The organism is Massilia sp. HP4 (genome assembly GCF_005222695.1).
Taxonomy (GTDB): Bacteria; Pseudomonadota; Gammaproteobacteria; order Burkholderiales; family Burkholderiaceae_D; genus Telluria.
The window spans coordinates 13,290-29,942 of record NZ_STGG01000028.1 but is presented as its reverse complement, the minus strand read 5'-3'; the positions used below and the strand labels follow the sequence as shown (position 1 = coordinate 29,942).

The following is a 16,653-nucleotide window of genomic DNA, read 5'->3' as shown; positions in this document are numbered from 1 at the left end:
TGGCGCAGAGAAAGCCCAGTACGGGCCTGATCTTCCATAGTGACCAAGGCACGGTGTACGCGTCGCATGACTACCGTGACCTGCTGCAGTCCAATGGCGTTCTGTCCAGCATGAGCCGAAAAGGCAACTGCTACGATAACGCCGTAGCGGAGAGCTTCTTTTCGAACCTAAAAAACGAAGTCATGCACGATCGCCTGTTCGGATCGAGGGACGAAGCGAAGGCGGTAGTCGGCAACTACATTGAGGTGTACTACAATCAGCAGAGGCTGCATCAAACCCTGGGCTACCAAACGCCAGCCGCCGTCGATGCAGCATTCCGTGTGCTCAAATAGATGTCCGAGAAATCCGGACCACCTCAGGTCTGACATTCGGACACAGCCTCAGCCGTGCTTCCCTGCCGAGTCCGTGTCTGAATGTCAGACCTGACCCCGCTGGTGACCGAATGTCAGACCTGACCCCGCTGGTGACCCCGCTGGTGCTTGCAGGTGGAGTTGATCCATCGGCGGCGCAAGCTGGCCGACAATGCCGATCCGCGGGTCAATCGCGGCATCCACTTGTCGATCAATGGTGTCGCGGCGGGCTTGCGCAATACCGGTTGATCGCGTCGACGTTCCAGGCAAAAAAGCCGCCCGGCGCAAACCGGGCGGCTTTTTTACATCGCGCGAACCGGCAAATTACTGGTTGTGCAGGAAGGTCTTGAGCTTGTCCGAACGCGATGGCTGGCGCAGCTTGCTCATCGCCTTGGCTTCGATCTGGCGGATCCGCTCGCGGGTCACGTCGAACTGCTTGCCCACTTCTTCCAGCGTGTGGTCGTTCGACATCTCGACGCCGTAGCGCATGCGCAGCACCTTGGCTTCGCGCGGGGTCAGCGAGTCCAGCACTTCCTTGATCACGTTGCGCATCGACGCATGCAGCGCGGCGTCCAGCGGGGCCAGCGTCGCGTTGTCCTCGATGAAGTCGCCCAGTTGCGAATCGCCGTCCTCGCCCATCGGGGTTTCCATCGAAATCGGTTCCTTCGCGATCTTCATGATCTCGCGAACCTTATTCTCCGGCATTTCCATCTTGGCGGCCAGGGTCGGCAGGTCCGGCTCGCTGCCGGTTTCCTGCATGATCTGGCGCGAGATGCGGTTCATCTTGTTGATCGTCTCGATCATGTGCACCGGCACGCGGATGGTGCGGGCCATGTCGGCGATCGAACGCGTGATCGCCTGGCGGATCCACCAGGTCGCATAGGTCGAGAATTTGTAACCGCGGCGGTATTCGAACTTGTCGACCGCCTTCAAGAGGCCGATATTGCCTTCCTGGATCAGGTCCAGGAATTGCAGGCCGCGGTTGATGTATTTCTTCGCGATCGAGATCACCAGGCGCAGGTTGGCCACCGTCATTTCACGCTTGGCCTGGCGCGCGCGCTTCTCGCCGGCCGCCATCTGCTTGTTAATCTTGCGCAGGTCGGCCAGCGGCAGCGCCACGCGCGCCTGCAGGTCGATCATGCGCTGCTGCAGCTCCTTGATGGCCGGCAGGTTCCGGCTCAGCACCGCACTGTACGGATAGGCGCAGTCGACTTCGCGGTCGCCCCATTGCAGGTCGGTCTCGTTGCCCGGGAAGACCTTGATGAAGTGGGCGCGCGGCATGCCGCAGCGGTTCACGCAGATGTCCAGCACGGCGCGCTCGATGGCGCGCACTTCGTCCATCTGGCCGCGCAGGGTGTCGCACAGCTTTTCCACGACCTTGGCGGTAAAGCGCATGCCCAGCAGCTCGTACGAGATCACTTCCTGGGCGTCGACATAGGCTTGCGAACCGTAGCCCTGGTTCTTGAAGGCGTGGCCCATCAGGTCGAACTGCTTCTCGATCAGCGAGAATTTCTCCAGCGCGCTCTTGCGCAGCTGGGCCAGTTGCTCGGCCGAGTAGCCGGCCGCGGCGCCGCCGGAGTTGGCGCCCTCACCCTCTTCTTCTTCTTCCTCGACGTCTTCTTCTTCCTCGTCGTCCTCTTCGCTCGAGGCGGCGGCGTGGGCCACCGAAGCGGCCGGCGCCGGGGTGTCGTTCAGGTCGACGAAGCCATCGACCACGTCGTCGATCTTCATTTCATCGCTGGCGATCTTGTGCGACAGCGCGATGATTTCCGAGATCGTGATCGGGCATGCGGAGATCGCCTGCACCATGTCTTTCAGGCCCTGCTCGATGCGCTTGGCGATCTCGATCTCGCCTTCGCGGGTCAGGAGCGACACCGCGCCCATTTCGCGCATATACATGCGCACCGGGTCGGTGGTGCGGCCGAAGTCGGAGTCGACGGTCGACAGCGCGGTCGCGGCGGCGGCTTCGACTTCGTCTTCGCTGGTCGGGGTCACGGCCTGGTCCGACAGCAGCATCATTTCGGCTTCGGGAGCGCGCTCGTAGACGGCGATGCCCATGTCGTTGAAGGTCGCGATGATGCCTTCAATCGCTTCCGGATCGATGATGTTTTCCGGCAGGTGGTCGTTGATCTCGGCGTGGGTCAGGTAGCCGCGCTCCTTGCCCATATTGATCAGGTTCGTCAGTTGCTGGCGACGCTTTTCGAGTTCGGCTTCCGAGAAGCCGGCATTGCTCAGCAGGGCGATGCCCTTGGCCTTGCGCTCGCGCGCCTTCGAGGCTGCCTTCAGTTCGGCGCGCTCGACCGCGTTCAGCGCCGCGACCTCGTCGTTCTCCGGCACGAATTCGCTTGGCTTGCGGCCGCGGCGGCCGGGGACCTTCACCTGCGGCAGCAGGTAGCCCGAGGTGTCGATCGCGGCCAGCGCGGCGGCGTCGGTGGTCTTGCTGACGGCGCCGACGGCGCTCACGGGAGCAGCCGGGCCGGTTTCGACGCGGCGCACGGCGCGGGCGCGCACGACCTTCGGCGCTTCCTCGGCAACCGGAGCCTCTTGCGCCACGACCGGCGCAGCGGCGACCGCGGCTTCCGGCTCGTCCGCCTTCAGGGCCGCCAGCTTGCCGCGCTTGCGCACGATGACGGGCGCCACGGCCGGCCTGGCCTGCGCCTGCATGTATTCGGCAGCCAGGTCGATCCCGGCCTCGACGTCGTTGGCGGCAGCTTCTGGCTGCTCGACAGGAGCAGCTTCGGCCACCACTTGCTCCACCGCCTCGGCGATCGGGGTCACGGCAGGCGCCGCCGCGACAGGAACTTCTTCCACGACTGGCGCAGCGACCGGCTCATCGGCCACCGGACCGCCGGCGGCCAGGATGGCGTCGGCCTGGGCCTTCAGCGTGGCCAGGCGCGAACGGGTCTTGACCACCGTCACCTTGGCCGCCGCTTCCGTTTCGAGGAAGTAGGAGGTCGCGGTTTTCGGCACTGCCAGCGGTGCCGAAGCCTTGGCCGGCGCTTTTTTCGCTGTCAGTGTCAATGTCTTGGCGGTGTTTTTCATACTTAAAACTCTCCAGTCGAGGCCGATTGCGCGCCTGCGAAGTCAATAATCCAGCGGGATCCGCGTGCGGATCCTGGGAAAGGGGGAACGGAAGTGGCCCTACCTAAGGGCGGACATGCCAGACTTCAAGCACGACTTACCTGGTTTTGCGCGCGCCAACACGGGTCAAGGCTGCGGACAGGGAGGCGATGGTCGATGTTCAAGATCGTGCTGTGCATGTCGGAACGAAAAAAAGCCCGCTAACACGGGCTTGCATCTATTTTTCTAGAAGAATAGGGGAAGGAGCTATTATGCCCCAATGCAAGTTTTGGTGATAATTGATAGATCCGATATGGGATATACACAATTCACATAGCGTCGCCCTGACACGCCCCTGGATCAAGCTTCCCGGAGGTCTGCGCCGGCGCAAGCCGGACTCAAGGCAAGAGGCGGATGATACACGATTTCACGCTGCCACGCTTCTTCCTGCTGCAAGTTTCCCAACATTTATAATTAGCATCAGTACGAGTACAATGCGCGCCGTGACGCCGTGCTATCCTTCGCAATCCTGTTCTTACCATGAAGTCAATGAATACCAATACCCCTGCAGAGTCCGTCGACACCAACGCCGCAGCTAGCACCCCAGCGCAAGCTCCGCAGGCGCAGCAGCCGCAAGAAGCGGCGCCGGCCGCACCAGTGCCGGCAGCGGCGCCGGCACAAGGCCAGTCGGCACGTTCGCTGCTCAAGCAACTCCAGCAGGAGTATCCCGCCTTCCGCGACTGCCTGCCGCTGTCGATCGGCATCGACAAGCAGCTGCTGGCCCGCATGCCTGGCCTGGACAAGAAAGTGATGCGCGCTGCGCTCGGCATCCACACCGGTTCGATGCGCTACCTGCGCGCGATGGAAAAAGCCAAGACCCGCCATGACCTGGACGGCACCGCCGGCGCCGAAGTGCCCGAAGCGCACCGCCTGCACGCCAAGGAACAGCTGCAGCAGCGCTTCAAGAAAGAAGCCGAGCGCAAGAAGGCCGAACGCGAAGCCGCGCAAGAAGAAGAAAACAACCGCAAGCGCCAGGAAAAACTGCAGGCGCTGGCGTCCAAGTTCTCCAAGAATTGAGCGCAGCCCCCGAGGCGGTCGACGACGATCTGCCGCCCTACGTCGGCATCGACCTGGCCAATGTGCGCCTGGTGCGCAGCGAGCACGATGCGCTTGAGGCGCTGGCCGACCTGCTGGCGGGCGACGCGATCGGCTTCGACACCGAATCCAAACCCACCTTCGCCAAGGGCGAGGTCTCGACCGGGCCGCACCTGGTGCAGCTCGCGACGCTGGGCACCGCCTGGCTGTTCCAGACCGCGACCCCGGCCGGCAATGCGCTGGCCGTCACCGTGCTCAAGCCCGTGCTCGAGGATGAGCGCGTGCTGAAGGTCGGCTTCGGCCTGGGCGACGATGTGCGCCGCCTGAAAACCAAGTTTGGCATCGAGCTGCGCAATGTGCTCGACCTGTCGACCGCCCTGCGCCGGCGCGGCGAACGCAATCCGCTTGGCGCGAGGAGCGCCGTCGAGCGCTTCTTCGGGCAGCGCCTGCAAAAGTCCAAGCGCATCACCACCACCAACTGGGCCCTGCCCCGGCTGTCGGACAAGCAGCTGCAATATGCGGCCGACGATGCGCATGCGGCCCTGAAGATCTACCGGCACTGGAAGGCGAATTCGCCCGCCTAGCTTGTAAAAACCCGCGGCGGGTAGCTTCGCACCAAAAGAGGGAATTCGGGCTCAGCAATTCGCGATATCATTCCCCCATCTTCGATGTCGGTGGGAGCCCATGAGATCGCATAGCCTTCGCCTGTCCCTCGCCTCTCTGTTCGGCCTGCTAGCCTGCACGGCCACGGCGGCGCCGCAAACCGTCCCCGACACGCTCGACCAGCGCCTGCTCGCCTGCGCCACCTGCCATGCGCGGGTCGATGCGCGCGGCAATCCGGTCAACGACAGCTTCTATCCCCGCCTGGGCGGCAAGCCGGCCGGCTATCTGTATCACCAGCTCATCAACTTCCGCGACGGGCGGCGCCAGTATCCCGTGATGACCTACCTGGTCGATCACCTGCCCGACGATTACCTGAAAGAGATCGGCCGGCACTTCGCTGCCCAGCCGCCGACCGTGCTGCCGGCGCAATCTTCCGGCCTGTCGGCCGCGGTGCTCCAACGCGGGCGGCAGCTGGTGCATGACGGCGATGCGGCGCGCAAGATCCCGGCCTGCATCGCCTGTCATGGCGCGCGCCTGACCGGCGTGCAGCCGAACATCCCGGGCCTCGTCGGCCTGCCGCGCGATTATGTGAATGCGCAGTTCGGCGCCTGGCGCAACAAGGTGCGGCGCGCGCATGCGCCGGACTGCATGGCCGAGATCACCGCCCGCCTGTCGCTGGACGACGTGGCCGCCGTCTCCGGCTGGCTGGCGGCGCAGCCGATGCCGGCCGACCCACGGCCTGCCGAATCCATCACGCGTCCGCTGCCGATGGCCTGCGGCAGCGATCCGGAGGCGCGATGAAAACGCTGCGACTTGTCCTGCTTGCGATTGTCGTCGTGGTGCTGGCTGCGGCGGCGCTGGCCTGGCCGCGCACCGAGCATATCCCATCGAGCTCGCCGCAAGCCTTTGCCCTGAGCACCGCGAATATCGAACGTGGCGCCTACCTGGCGCGGGCCGGCGATTGCATCGCCTGCCATACGGCGCGTGGCGGGGTGGCGTACGCCGGCGGCCGGGCGCTCGAGACGCCGTTCGGACGTTTCTACGGGCCGAATCTCACGCCCGACAAGGAAACCGGCATCGGCGACTGGAGCGCGGACGATTTCTGGAATGCCCTGCATAACGGCATTGCGAAGGATGGCCGCCTGCTGTATCCGGCCTTCCCCTACACGAACTACACCAAGGTCACGCGCGACGATTCGGATGCGCTGTTTGCCTACTTCCGCAGCCTGGCGCCGCAGCGCCAGCCGAACCGGCCGCACGAACTGGGCTTCCCCTACGACAGCCAGGCGCTGCTGGCCGGCTGGCGGCTGCTGTACTTCAAGCCTGGCGTTCACGTGGAGCAGCCGGCGCGCGGCGTGGAGTGGAATCGCGGCGCCTATCTGGTCGATGGACTCGGGCATTGCAGCGCCTGCCACAGCACGCGTAATCAGTTCGGCGCCAACAAGGATGGACTCGATGGCGGCCTGATTCCGACCTTGGGCTGGTATGCGCCGTCGCTCACGTCCGGCGGCGAGGCCGGCCTTGGCGACTGGGATAGGGAACATATCGTGGCGCTGCTCGGCACCGGCATCTCGCCGCGCGGCTCGGCCACCGGGCCGATGGCCGAGGTGGTGGCGCGCAGCCTGCAGTACCTGACGCCGGACGACCTGGGGGCGATGGCGAGCTACCTGAAATCGCTGCCGGCCACGCCTGCGCCGAAGCCGGGCCGGGCGCCGCCGGCAAGCGAACAGGTGCTGGCGGAAGGTGGCCGCATCTATGCAGCCCAATGCGCGCAATGCCATGGCGACGATGGCCGCGGCAAGCTGCCGGCCTATCCGCCACTGGCGGGCAACCGTGCCGTGACCCTGACCCCGGCCGTGAACGCGATCCGCATGACGGTCAATGGCGGCTTCCCGCCCGGGACCAGGGGCAATCCACGGCCATATGGCATGCCGCCATTTGGTCACGAGCTCAATGATGCGCAAGTGGCGGCGGTGCTGAGCTGGATCCGTAACAGTTGGGGCAACGCCGCGCCGCCTGTGACCGCGGTCGAGGTGAATCGTTATCGCGCGGTGGAGGGGGATTGAACTGGGGGCTTCATGCGCTGTGCAGCACCGCGCTGACCAGCGAGCGGCCGCGCCCCTGCGACTTGGCCTGGTACAGGGCGACGTCGGCACGCTGCAGCATGATGTCGATGGTGTCGCTGTCGCGCACGCGCATGTCGATGCCGGCGCTGTACGACAAGGCGAATCCCAGCTCCCGCGGCGCGTGCTGCGCCAGCCACCGGCGCATGCGTTCGTCGTAGGCCATTACCGAAGACAGGTCGGCGCTGTTGAGCAACACGCAGAATTCCTCGCCGCCGTAGCGGCAGAATACATCGCCGCCACGGCTGACGGCCCGCAGGCCGGTGACGAATAACTGCAGCGCATGGTCGCCGACAGCATGGCCGTAGGTATCGTTGATCCGCTTGAAATGGTCGAGATCGAGCAACAGCAAGGCCAGCGGCTGACTGTAGCGTACGCTGCTGGCCAGGTCCTTGCTGGCCTGGAGCATCCAGGCGCGGCGGTTCAAGGCCCCTGTCAGGCCGTCCAGCATCGCCAACCGTTCCAGTTCGCGCGCCGCCTCGTCGCGGTGCGCCAGCAGGATGGCCACCACGGACAACACCATCATCGCGTTCGACGACAGTGCAAACACCTGGTTGACCAGGTAGGGCCCAAAGAAATTCGGGAATTCGGCGGTGTAGAAGCCACCCAGCACGGCGCGGCAGGCCAGCACGACCATCTGGATCGACAGATAGATGACCAGCAGCCATCGCCAGCGCCCGACCGGCACCTGCGGCTTGCGGCACAGGATGAACACCACGGTAGCGATCTGCAAGACCAGCAGGCCGTTGGCCCAGGCCACCCGGAACGCGTAGTTCGAAAAACCGATGCCATAGCCCACGGTCATCAAGATCGCGATGGCGGCCGGCGCACGCACGGATGCCTTCCAGCCGCACCACAGCTGGAAGGCGACAGCGTTGAATACCATGCTGCTCGAAATGCAAGCCATCGAGAGTGTCGACAGCAGGTGATCGGCCCAGCCGCCCGTTTCGAAGGTGTTCGACGCCAGCAGGCAAATCCAGCCCACCGTCTGCAGCGCGATCCCGCTTTGCGCGCACCGCGCGGCACGGTTTACCCGCCCCATGAAATACGGAAGCGCCAGCGCCATGATCGCCAGGTTGAACGTCATGACGATGAATAAGGAGGGGACGTCGATCTTCAGCACTGGCAGCATTCTCACAATAGGTCTCGAGGCGGCAATGCGCCCGGCCCGGATTGTACGCGACCGACTATCCCAACTCCATCAAACCAGCTCGGCGAACCCCACGCGGTCGGTCGTGGCGTTGCGCGCATCCTCGAGGCGCACCTTGTGCGAGGCGAGCAGGCCCTCGAGTGAGCTATTCATCGTATGACAGCCGGCATCGATGCCCTTGTTCATGTGAGCCCGGATGCCACCCAAATCAGCCGCCTCAAGCATGCGCACGACGGTCGGGCTCGGGGTCAGGCATTCGGTCGCGAGATAGTAGCGATTACCCTCGACCGAAGGCAGCAGCGCCTGGCATAGCATCCCGCGCAAGGCATGCGCCAGTGCCTGCGCCTGCGCATCTGAATTGCCCAGCAAGCGCAGCATCTTCTGCAAGCCGAGCTCGGTCGAGCGCGCATGCAGGGTCGCCAGTACCAGCGGCCCCGATTCCGCCAGGGCCAGCGCCTCCTGCGCCGTCTGCGCATCGCGGATCTCGCCGATCACGATCACGTCCGGCCGCTCGCGCAGCGCATCGAGCGCACCCAGGTAGTAACTCTCGACGTCGCCGTCCTCTCCCACCTCGCGCTGCGTGATGATGCATTTGCGCTGGGGGATCAGGGTCTCGACCGGGTCCTCGATGGTGATGATATGCCCCGAGCGCTGGCGATTGATCTCGTCCAGGATCGAGGCAATGGTGGTCGATTTGCCCTGGCAGGTATCGCCGATGATCAGCACCAGGCCGCTGGTCAAGCGCGCAAACTCGCGCTCGTCGTCCCACAGGCCCAGGTCGGCCAGCGCAATCGGCTCCTTCGGAAAGCGCCGGATCACGCAGCCGATGCGCTTGCCGCCCTGGAAGCGGAAGCAGTTGGCCCGGATGCGCGCCGTGTGCAGGTCGATCGAGCGGTCGAAGGCGCGCGAGGCGATGCGCTGCTGCCAGTTCGGCTCGATCACGTCGAAGAATTCTTCCAGCTCTTCCTTCGTGATCGGCGAATCGGTCACCGCCACCAGGCCTTTCGGCTGGCGCAGCATCAAGGGGCTGTTCTGGTGGATGATGATGTCCGAGAACACCAGCTTCGAATTAAGCAGGTGCAGGATCTGCTGCACCAGGGTCTCGAACACCGGGTGGTCTTCGTTTTCGATGTACGAAAGCGTTGGGATCTGCGAGGACTGGTGGTATTCCATCTGGTGCGCATGAAAAGACGAGTTCCGGTCATTATAGAACTGGAATGTTGCACCAGAGTAAAAATATCGTCAGCGTGACAAACTCGCAACAATACGGTCGCCAAACACGGTAATCGTCACGCCAGCCGCCACCACCAGCGCGCCAGCCAGGCGTACCGGCGACACTTCGCGTTTCGCCATATTGACCAGGCCGAAATGGTCGATCGCCATCGAACTGAGCAGCTGACCGGCAATCACCAGCACCACCAGGGTCAACAGGCCGATGCGCGGCGCCAGGAATACCGTGCCGAGCACGAAGGCGGCGCCCATGAAACCGCCCAGGAATTTCCAGGCCGGCTGCGACGGCAAGGCCGCCAGGGTCGTGCCCAGGCCGGACACGCCGCCCTTGGCCAGCGCCATCACCAGCAGTGCCACCGTGCCGCAGCTGAAGGACACCAGCGCCGCCATGATCGAATTGGCGCCGATCGAATGGGCCAACTGGCTGTTCACCGCGGCCTGCGCCGACATCGCGATGCCGATGCAGAACGCCGCCGCCAAGAAAATCAGGTTCATGCCAGTCCTTACCAAAAAACGCACGATTCTAGTGCATTCCGCGCCCGCGCGTCGGCCCGGCCGGTCGCGTGCTCATGCATTTCATCCCCGGCAGCGTGCAATCCGTCGCAAACGCCCCTGGCGCGGCCGCACACCTGGTTACGATGGGTGCAATTCAAACGATACTCTGGAGACCGTCCATGAACATTCCATCTTTCAAGCCCTCCTTCGCCGCGCGCACCCTGCTGCTGGCCGCCACCCTCGCCTGCGTCGCCGCGCCCACGCCTGCCATGGCCTGGCCCTTCGGCGGCGAGAAGGTCGAGGGCAGCGGCAGCGTGACGCGCCAGTCGCGCCAGGTCGAGCGTTTCAGCGGCATCTCGCTTGAATTGCCGGCCCAGCTGGAGCTGCGCATCGGCAATACCGAAGGCATCACGATCGAGACCGACGACAATCTGCAGCGCCTGATCGAGACCGAGGTCGACGACGGCGTGCTGCGCATCCGCTCGACCAAGCGCAATATGAACCTGCGCGCGCGCACCATGAAAATCGTCGTCAACGCGCGTCAGATCGAGCGCCTGTCGCTGGGCGGCTCGGGCACCATCGACGCCGAAACGCTGCGCGCGCCGAACCTGCGCTTCAACCTGGGCGGCTCGGGCAAGATCCGGGTCGCGAGCCTGGACACCGAACGCGTCTCGATCAGCGTCGGCGGCAGCGGCGACTTCCGCGCCAATGGCGGCAAGGCGCGCGAGGTGTCGGTATCGATCGGAGGTTCGGGCAATGTCGACCTGGGCAAGGTCGCGGCCGACAGCGCCAGCGTCAGCGTGGCCGGCTCGGGCGATGTGACCGTGTGGGCCAGGAACGAGCTGAGCATGTCGATCGCCGGCTCGGGCGACGTCAACTACTATGGCGACCCGCAACTGCGCCGCTCGGTCGCAGGGTCGGGCGAGGCGCGCCGGCTGGGCGGCGCCCCGGACTGACGGATCGGTAAAGGCGCGGGCTAAATGCGCGGTGCTTTTTATACGGCGCCGCGCAGCGCTTCGCGCTCGACCTGCACCGTGTCGGCGCCGTCGGTCAGCCACACCTGGCCGTCCTGGATCGTGCACTGCAGCTGCATCGAGCGCTGCGCCATTTTCTGCAGTTGAACGCTGATCTCGGCCGGGATGTTGATCACGCTGACGTTCTTGGCGCGCTCGATCTTGTTGGCCAGGCCCTTGAACCAGATGCTGCTGGTCGCGCTATAGCTGTACACCACCACCTTCTCGGCGCGGCCGGCGGCCTTCAGCAGGCGCTTCTCGTCCGGCTGGCCGACCTCGATCCACAATTGGATCGCCCCGGTCAGGTCCTTCAGCCACAGCGCCGGCTCCTCGACGTCGAACAAGTCCTTGCCATAGGCCAGCGCCGGGTCGGCGTGCAGGGCGAAGGCGAGCAGGCGGATCATCACGCGCTCGTCGGTCTCGGACGGATGCCGGGCGATGGTCAGGCTGTGTTCCTGGTAGTAGTTCCGGTCCATGTCGGCAATCGACAGGTCGGCCTTGTAGATGGTCGCTTTGATAGCCATTATTGCGTGCGCCTTGAAGTGCTGGAGGATGAAAACCCGCTATTGTCGCATGCGCGGCGACCGCCGGGCAGCCGCTCGGTATAGACTTGTCGGCCAACCCGAACATGGAGACCGCGATGACCAATGCTTTTCCGCCGAACCAGCAGTTCCTGCTTGCCGCGCGCCCGGTCGGGCTGCCCAAGCGCGAAGACTGGCAATTCCACGAACAGGCCGTGCCCGAGCCGGGCGACGGCGAGGTCGTGGTCAAGGTCCTGTACCTGTCGCTCGACCCGGCCATGCGCGGCTGGATGAACGAGGGTAAATCATATATCCGCCCGGTGGCGATCGGCGAAGTCATGCGCGCCGGCGGGGTGGGCGTGGTGGTGGCGTCGCGCTCGCCGCGCTTTGCCGTGGGCGACCACGTGATGGGCGGCACCGGCATCCAGCGCTACTGGTCCGGCCCGGCCGACGACAAGACCGCCAACCTGGCCAGGATCGATCCCCAGGTTGGCCACCTGACCGCCTGGCTGAACCTCTTGGGCATGCCCGGCATGACGGCGTACTTCGGCCTGCGCGAAGTCGGCCAGGCCAGGGCCGGCGAAACGGTGGTGGTCTCGGGCGCGGCCGGCGCGGTCGGGATGACCGTGGGCCAGGTAGCCAGGCAGATGGGCTGCCGCGTGGTTGGCATCGCCGGCGGGGCCGAGAAATGCGCGTTCGTGGTCGACCGCCTCGGCTTCGACGCCTGCATCGACTACAAGGCCGGCAATGTCGGCGCCGCGCTGAAGGCAAACTGCCCGCAGGGTGTCGACGTCTATTTCGACAATGTCGGCGGCGAGATCCTCGATACCGTCCTCACCCGCATCAATATGAAAGCACGCATCGTGATCTGCGGCGCGATCTCGCAGTACAACGCGACCGAAGCGGTCAAGGGGCCGGCCAACTATCTGTCGCTGCTGGTGAACCGCGCGCGCATGGAAGGCATGATCGTGTTCGACTACGCGGCGCGCTATCCCGAGGCCGTGGCCCAGCTCGGCGAATGGCTCAAGGCCGGCACGATCCAGAGCCATGAATACGTGGTCGAGGGCTTCGAGCAGTTCCCGCAGGCGCTCCTGATGCTGTTCGAGGGCCGCAACCTGGGCAAGCTGGTGCTGAAAGTGGCCGACGCCTAGAACTTGTCGCCTCCTCCATGGTCGTACAAGGCCCGGGGCGCCCCGCCCTGCCGTCCATGGAGCCTGTCATGCTGTCCTTCCCCGAGAGTCCCGCCGCCGCCCCGGCGCTGCGGGCCCAGCTCGACGCTCAGGTCGGCGCCATCGCGACGCTGTCGCTGCGCGGCTGCGAGCTGCTGGCGCGGTTCTCCGAACTGAACCTGCAAATGGCGCGCCATGTCGTCGAGACCGCTTTCGACACGGGGCGCCAGCTCGCGGCCTGCACCGATCCGCTCCAGTTCGTCCCCACCGCCATGCGCGGCTGGGAGCCGCTGGGCGAGCACGTGCGCAACTACCAGCAAGGCCTGTTGGGCGTGACGGCCGAGGCCCAGACCGGCCTCGGCCACGCGGCCGCACTGGCGCCGCTGGCCGCGAAACGTCCCTGCTGACAGTGCCTGCGCGTAGCGCCAAAACAGGGCGGAACTAACGCTCACCACGTTTCTCTAAACGCACGAGCGCAGCCTGAGATGGCTCCAAGTGCGTTCATGCATAGCGTACGGCCTCTACAACTCATAGCCCCAAGGGCACAAGGAGATCGACATGGCGACCAGCAAGGAGAACGGCGGGAAAAGCAGCAGCAGTCAGGGCAATGCCCAGAAGAGCGGGCCGCCCGCCAAGCGCGGCTTCGCGGCGATGGACCAGAACCAGCAGCGTGAAATCGCCAGCAAGGGCGGGCAAGCCGCCCACCAGAAAGGCACGGCGCACGAATTCGATTCCGAAGAAGCGCGCCGCGCGGGCCAGAAAGGCGGCGAAGCCGTGAGCCGCAACCGGGCCCACATGGCCGATATCGGCCGCAAGGGCGGCGAAAGCCGGCAGTCGGCCCAACGCGCGGCGGCGGCGGCAGCACAAAAGGGCAACCGCCAGGGAGACACCGAAGGGTAATGCACCCGCGTGGGGCGGCCGCGGCGCGGTCGCGCGGCAGGTCCGCCCCTGTGGTACATTGCCGGGCTTATGCCTATCCTGAAATACCTGACCGCCTACCCTGAGCCCTTGCAAGCCCAGGTCAGCGGGCTGATCCAACAGAACCGCCTCGGCGACACACTGCGCCGGCGCTATCCCGAGCCGCACGGCATCCGTACCGACCGCGCGCTGTACGATTATGTGCAAGACCTCAAGGACGACTACCTGCGCCAGGCCGCGCCCGTGTCCAAGGTCGCCTTCGACAGCAAGATCCAGGTGATCCAGCACGCGCTGGGCCTGCACACGGCCATCTCGCGGGTGCAGGGTTCACGCCTGAAGGCGAAGCACGAGATCCGCATCGCCAGCCTGTTCCGCGACGCGCCGCTGCCCTTCCTGCGCATGATCGCCGTGCACGAGCTGGCCCACCTCAAGGAAAAGGAACACGACAAGGCGTTCTACAAGCTGTGCTGCTGGATGGAGCCAGCCTATCACCAGCTCGAGTTCGACGTGCGCCTGTACCTGACCTGGCTCGACCTGTCGGGCGAACGCCTGTGGAGCGGCGACTAGCTCGACTGCAGGGACTGGCCCGGCTACGGCGCCTGGCGCAGCCCCGTGCTTTCCTCGGCCCCCGGCTGCACGGCGCAGCTGCGCGTGCAGCGCTGGAGCGCGCTGTCGCAGGCATCGAGCCGCGCCATCCGGCGTCCGTTGTCGCCCGCGGCATCGAGCGCGCGGGTGGCCTGGCCCGGTACCGCGCCCTGGACCGTGCGCGCCAGCGGATTGCGCTGCTCGACCGTGGCCGCCGCGAACCGGTCTTCGAGCGGCCGCGCCTGCGCGCTGGCCCGGCATTCGCGCTGCTCGGAAGCGCACATCGATGTGCAGAACGCCGGATCGGCGGCCAGCGCGGGACCTGCCGCGCCCATGACGGCAAGGATAATCGACAAAGCTGAACGTTTCATTCCCATCCTTTTAGAAATCGTCACGGCATGCGACGGTCATGCCATCCTGCCATCCTATCCTGAATTTATTCGGGCTGCTTTCCTCCTTGCCTACGTCACGGCACTCGCCTCGTTGCCTCAACACAACGAACGTTTCGTTTCAGTAAATTTCTAACCGCCAGTCACTCGACTTCGCGAATCGGCTCCGCTACAGTCTCCACACTCGGAATTGCCGTCATCCCGACGTCTCCCTGGCTTCACGGCCACCACCCCACATCACATGGTCCAGCAATATATTCCCCGGCGCCTGCCTGCCGCCTTCTCTGCGTGCGTGCTCGCTTGCCTGCCCGTTTGCGCCGGCGCCGCCGAAGCGCCCGGCGAACCGGCCGCGCCGGCGTGGAAGCTGTCCGGCTTCGGCACGCTGGGCGCGGTGTATGCCAGTTCGCGCAGCGCCGACTTCACCGCCTCGGTGCTGCGCGCCGACGGCGCGGGCCATACGCGCGCCTGGAGCCCCGACGTCGACAGCCGCCTCGGCGCCCAGCTCGACCTGAATCTCGGCGCCTGGTCGGGCGTGCTGCAAGTGGTCAGCGAACAGCGGCTCGACGGCAGCTACCGGCCGCAGCTCGAATGGGCGAATATCAAATACCAGCTCACGCCCGATCTCGCGCTGCGCGCCGGACGCATCGCGCTGCCGGTATTCCTGGGCGCCGAATCGCGCAAGGTCGGCTACACGATTCCGTGGGTGCGCACGCCGGTCGAGGTCTACGGCTCGCTGCCGATTTCCAGCAGCGATGGGCTGGACGCCACCTGGCGCTGGAATACGGGGTCGGTGCTGCACGCCACCCAGGTATTCGCCGGCCGCACCGACCAGGACCTGCACAACGGGCTGCGCATCAAGGCCGACCGTATCGTCGGCCTGTCGCACAGCATCGAGCGCGGCGCGCTCAGCGCCCGGCTGTCGGCCGCCGATGGCCGCCTCAATACCGCCATCGGCGAGGAACTGTTCGCGATCCTGCCCGCCTTCGGGCCGGCCGGGAACGCACTGGTCGAGCGCTACGCGATCCGCGACAAGCGCGTCTCGATGGTCAGCGCCGGCATGAGCTATGACCCGGGCGCCTGGTTCGTGACCGCCGAATGCGGCCGCACCCGCACCGATTCCCTGCTCGGCGGCAGCACCTCGGTCTACGCCGGCGCCGGTCTGCGCCGCGGTGCGCTGACGCCCTATGTCGGCTATGCCCAGGTGCGCGCCGACGTCCCGACCCGCGATCCCGGCCTGCCGCTGGACGGCCTGCCGCCGCCGCTGGCCGCGGCCGCCGGACAGGTCAATGCCGGCATCAACACCTTCCTGGCCACGATTCCCGCGCAGTCCACCTGGAGCGCCGGCCTGCGCTGGGATGCGGCGACCAATATCGCGCTCAAGCTGCAGCTCGAGCGGGTGCGTCCGCGCGACGGCACGCGCGGCACCCTGATCAACAACCAGCCCGACTTCCGTCCCGACCATGCGGTGCATGTCGGCAGCGTGGCCCTGGACTTCGTGTTCTGATGCGCGCGCCATCGTTTTTCCGGCTTTCCTTGCGCCGCCTGTTCGCCGCCGGCATCCTCGGCGCCGCCGCCGCCAACGCCTGCGCCGAGCTGGTGGTGGTGGTCTCCAGCCGCAGCCAGGTCGCGGCGATCAATGCCGACCAGGTTGCCGCGATCTTCCTCGGCCACGCCAGCCGCTTCCCGGACGGCGCCCCGGCGCTCGCCATCGACCAGCAGCTCGGCGCGTCGCAGCGCGACAGCTTCTACCGCGAACTCACCGGCAAGAGCCCGGCCCTGCTCAAGGCGCACTGGTCGAAAATGGTGTTTACCGGCCGCGGCCAGCCGCCGCGCGAAGCCAACGGCGACGCCGCCGTGCGCCGCCTGGTGGCCGAGAATCCGTCGATGATCGGCTATATCGACCGCGACGCGCTGGACGCCTCGGTGCGCGCGGTGCTGGCGCTGCCGTGAGG

The 16,653-nt window shown here is 65.7% G+C and carries 18 protein-coding genes and 1 pseudogene; 13 read left to right on the top strand and 6 right to left on the bottom strand.

The window, feature by feature from the left end:
• The coding region (locus E8M83_RS11760; protein ID WP_137173553.1) for an integrase core domain-containing protein at positions 1-332 on the top strand (332 nt) is incomplete at its 5' end.
• 147 nt (positions 333-479) lie between these two features.
• Positions 480-599: pseudogene (locus tag E8M83_RS11755) on the top strand (phosphoenolpyruvate carboxylase); the annotation flags it as partial.
• A gap of 75 nt (positions 600-674) precedes the next feature.
• On the opposite strand, the gene rpoD reads toward E8M83_RS11755, so the two are convergent.
• Complete coding sequence (gene rpoD / locus E8M83_RS11750) at positions 675-3,392, bottom strand: RNA polymerase sigma factor RpoD (RefSeq protein WP_137173551.1); 2,718 nt, start codon at positions 3,390-3,392, stop codon at positions 675-677.
• A 567-nt stretch (positions 3,393-3,959) separates the two neighbouring features.
• Here rpoD and E8M83_RS11745 point away from each other — a divergent pair.
• From E8M83_RS11745 to E8M83_RS11730, 4 genes are all read left to right on the top strand, one after another.
• On the top strand, positions 3,960-4,487 hold the full coding sequence (locus E8M83_RS11745; protein WP_137173550.1) for a ProQ/FINO family protein: 528 nt from the start codon (positions 3,960-3,962) through the stop codon (positions 4,485-4,487).
• Positions 4,484-5,089, top strand: a complete 606-nt coding sequence (locus E8M83_RS11740) for a 3'-5' exonuclease (protein WP_137173549.1) — start codon at positions 4,484-4,486, stop codon at positions 5,087-5,089. Before E8M83_RS11745 ends, E8M83_RS11740 begins: the two co-directional genes overlap by 4 nt.
• A gap of 100 nt (positions 5,090-5,189) precedes the next feature.
• Entirely contained in the window at positions 5,190-5,909 is a 720-nt protein-coding gene (locus E8M83_RS11735; RefSeq protein ID WP_137173548.1) for a c-type cytochrome, read from the top strand.
• Positions 5,906-7,174: a cytochrome c gene (locus tag E8M83_RS11730; protein WP_137173547.1), complete on the top strand. Its 1,269-nt coding sequence runs from the start codon at positions 5,906-5,908 to the stop codon at positions 7,172-7,174. The genes E8M83_RS11735 and E8M83_RS11730 overlap by 4 nt, the downstream gene beginning before the upstream one ends.
• 10 nt (positions 7,175-7,184) lie before the next feature.
• Here the strand turns inward: E8M83_RS11730 and E8M83_RS11725 are convergent, their stop codons facing one another.
• The 3 genes from E8M83_RS11725 to E8M83_RS11715 all read right to left on the bottom strand — a co-directional run bounded on the left by E8M83_RS11725 (position 7,185) and on the right by E8M83_RS11715 (position 10,106).
• On the bottom strand, positions 7,185-8,363 hold the full coding sequence (locus E8M83_RS11725) for a GGDEF domain-containing protein (RefSeq protein ID WP_229491495.1): 1,179 nt from the start codon (positions 8,361-8,363) through the stop codon (positions 7,185-7,187).
• Positions 8,364-8,432: 69 nt separating this feature from the next.
• Positions 8,433-9,554: a type IV pilus twitching motility protein PilT gene (locus E8M83_RS11720; protein ID WP_137173546.1), complete on the bottom strand. Its 1,122-nt coding sequence runs from the start codon at positions 9,552-9,554 to the stop codon at positions 8,433-8,435.
• A gap of 69 nt (positions 9,555-9,623) precedes the next feature.
• A complete protein-coding gene (locus E8M83_RS11715) occupies positions 9,624-10,106 on the bottom strand; it encodes a DMT family transporter (protein WP_137173545.1) in 483 nt (160 codons plus the stop codon).
• Between the two features lie 179 nt (positions 10,107-10,285).
• Between E8M83_RS11715 and E8M83_RS11710 the strand changes: the two genes are divergently transcribed.
• The gene (locus E8M83_RS11710) at positions 10,286-11,062 is read left to right on the top strand and encodes a head GIN domain-containing protein (protein WP_170976773.1); all 777 of its coding nucleotides are present in this window, start codon (positions 10,286-10,288) and stop codon (positions 11,060-11,062) included.
• A 38-nt stretch (positions 11,063-11,100) separates the two neighbouring features.
• Here the strand turns inward: E8M83_RS11710 and E8M83_RS11705 are convergent, their stop codons facing one another.
• Positions 11,101-11,643 (bottom strand): YaeQ family protein, encoded by a 543-nt coding sequence (locus tag E8M83_RS11705; RefSeq protein WP_137173544.1) that lies wholly within the window; start codon positions 11,641-11,643, stop codon positions 11,101-11,103.
• A gap of 116 nt (positions 11,644-11,759) precedes the next feature.
• Here E8M83_RS11705 and E8M83_RS11700 point away from each other — a divergent pair, with 116 nt between their 5' ends.
• The 4 genes from E8M83_RS11700 (at position 11,760) to E8M83_RS11685 (ending at position 14,294) form a co-directional block, all read left to right on the top strand.
• Positions 11,760-12,791 carry an NADP-dependent oxidoreductase gene (locus E8M83_RS11700; RefSeq protein WP_137173543.1) on the top strand — a complete coding sequence of 344 codons (1,032 nt, stop codon included), beginning with the start codon at positions 11,760-11,762 and terminating at the stop codon, positions 12,789-12,791.
• A 68-nt stretch (positions 12,792-12,859) separates the two neighbouring features.
• Complete coding sequence (locus E8M83_RS11695; protein ID WP_170976772.1) at positions 12,860-13,216, top strand: phasin family protein; 357 nt, start codon at positions 12,860-12,862, stop codon at positions 13,214-13,216.
• A gap of 151 nt (positions 13,217-13,367) precedes the next feature.
• Entirely contained in the window at positions 13,368-13,709 is a 342-nt protein-coding gene (locus E8M83_RS11690; RefSeq protein WP_137173541.1) for a KGG domain-containing protein, read from the top strand.
• Between the two features lie 69 nt (positions 13,710-13,778).
• Complete coding sequence (locus tag E8M83_RS11685; protein ID WP_137173540.1) at positions 13,779-14,294, top strand: M48 family metallopeptidase; 516 nt, start codon at positions 13,779-13,781, stop codon at positions 14,292-14,294.
• A gap of 23 nt (positions 14,295-14,317) precedes the next feature.
• On the opposite strand, the gene E8M83_RS11680 is transcribed toward E8M83_RS11685, so the two are convergent.
• Positions 14,318-14,683 (bottom strand): hypothetical protein, encoded by a 366-nt coding sequence (locus E8M83_RS11680; RefSeq protein ID WP_137173539.1) that lies wholly within the window; start codon positions 14,681-14,683, stop codon positions 14,318-14,320.
• A gap of 259 nt (positions 14,684-14,942) precedes the next feature.
• Here E8M83_RS11680 and E8M83_RS11675 point away from each other — a divergent pair, with 259 nt between their 5' ends.
• Positions 14,943-16,205, top strand: coding sequence for a hypothetical protein (locus tag E8M83_RS11675; protein ID WP_137173538.1), 1,263 nt, complete (start codon positions 14,943-14,945; stop codon positions 16,203-16,205).
• Positions 16,205-16,651, top strand: coding sequence for a phosphate ABC transporter substrate-binding protein (locus E8M83_RS11670; RefSeq protein ID WP_137173537.1), 447 nt, complete (start codon positions 16,205-16,207; stop codon positions 16,649-16,651). Before E8M83_RS11675 ends, E8M83_RS11670 begins: the two co-directional genes overlap by 1 nt.
• Positions 16,652-16,653 lie beyond the last annotated feature (2 nt).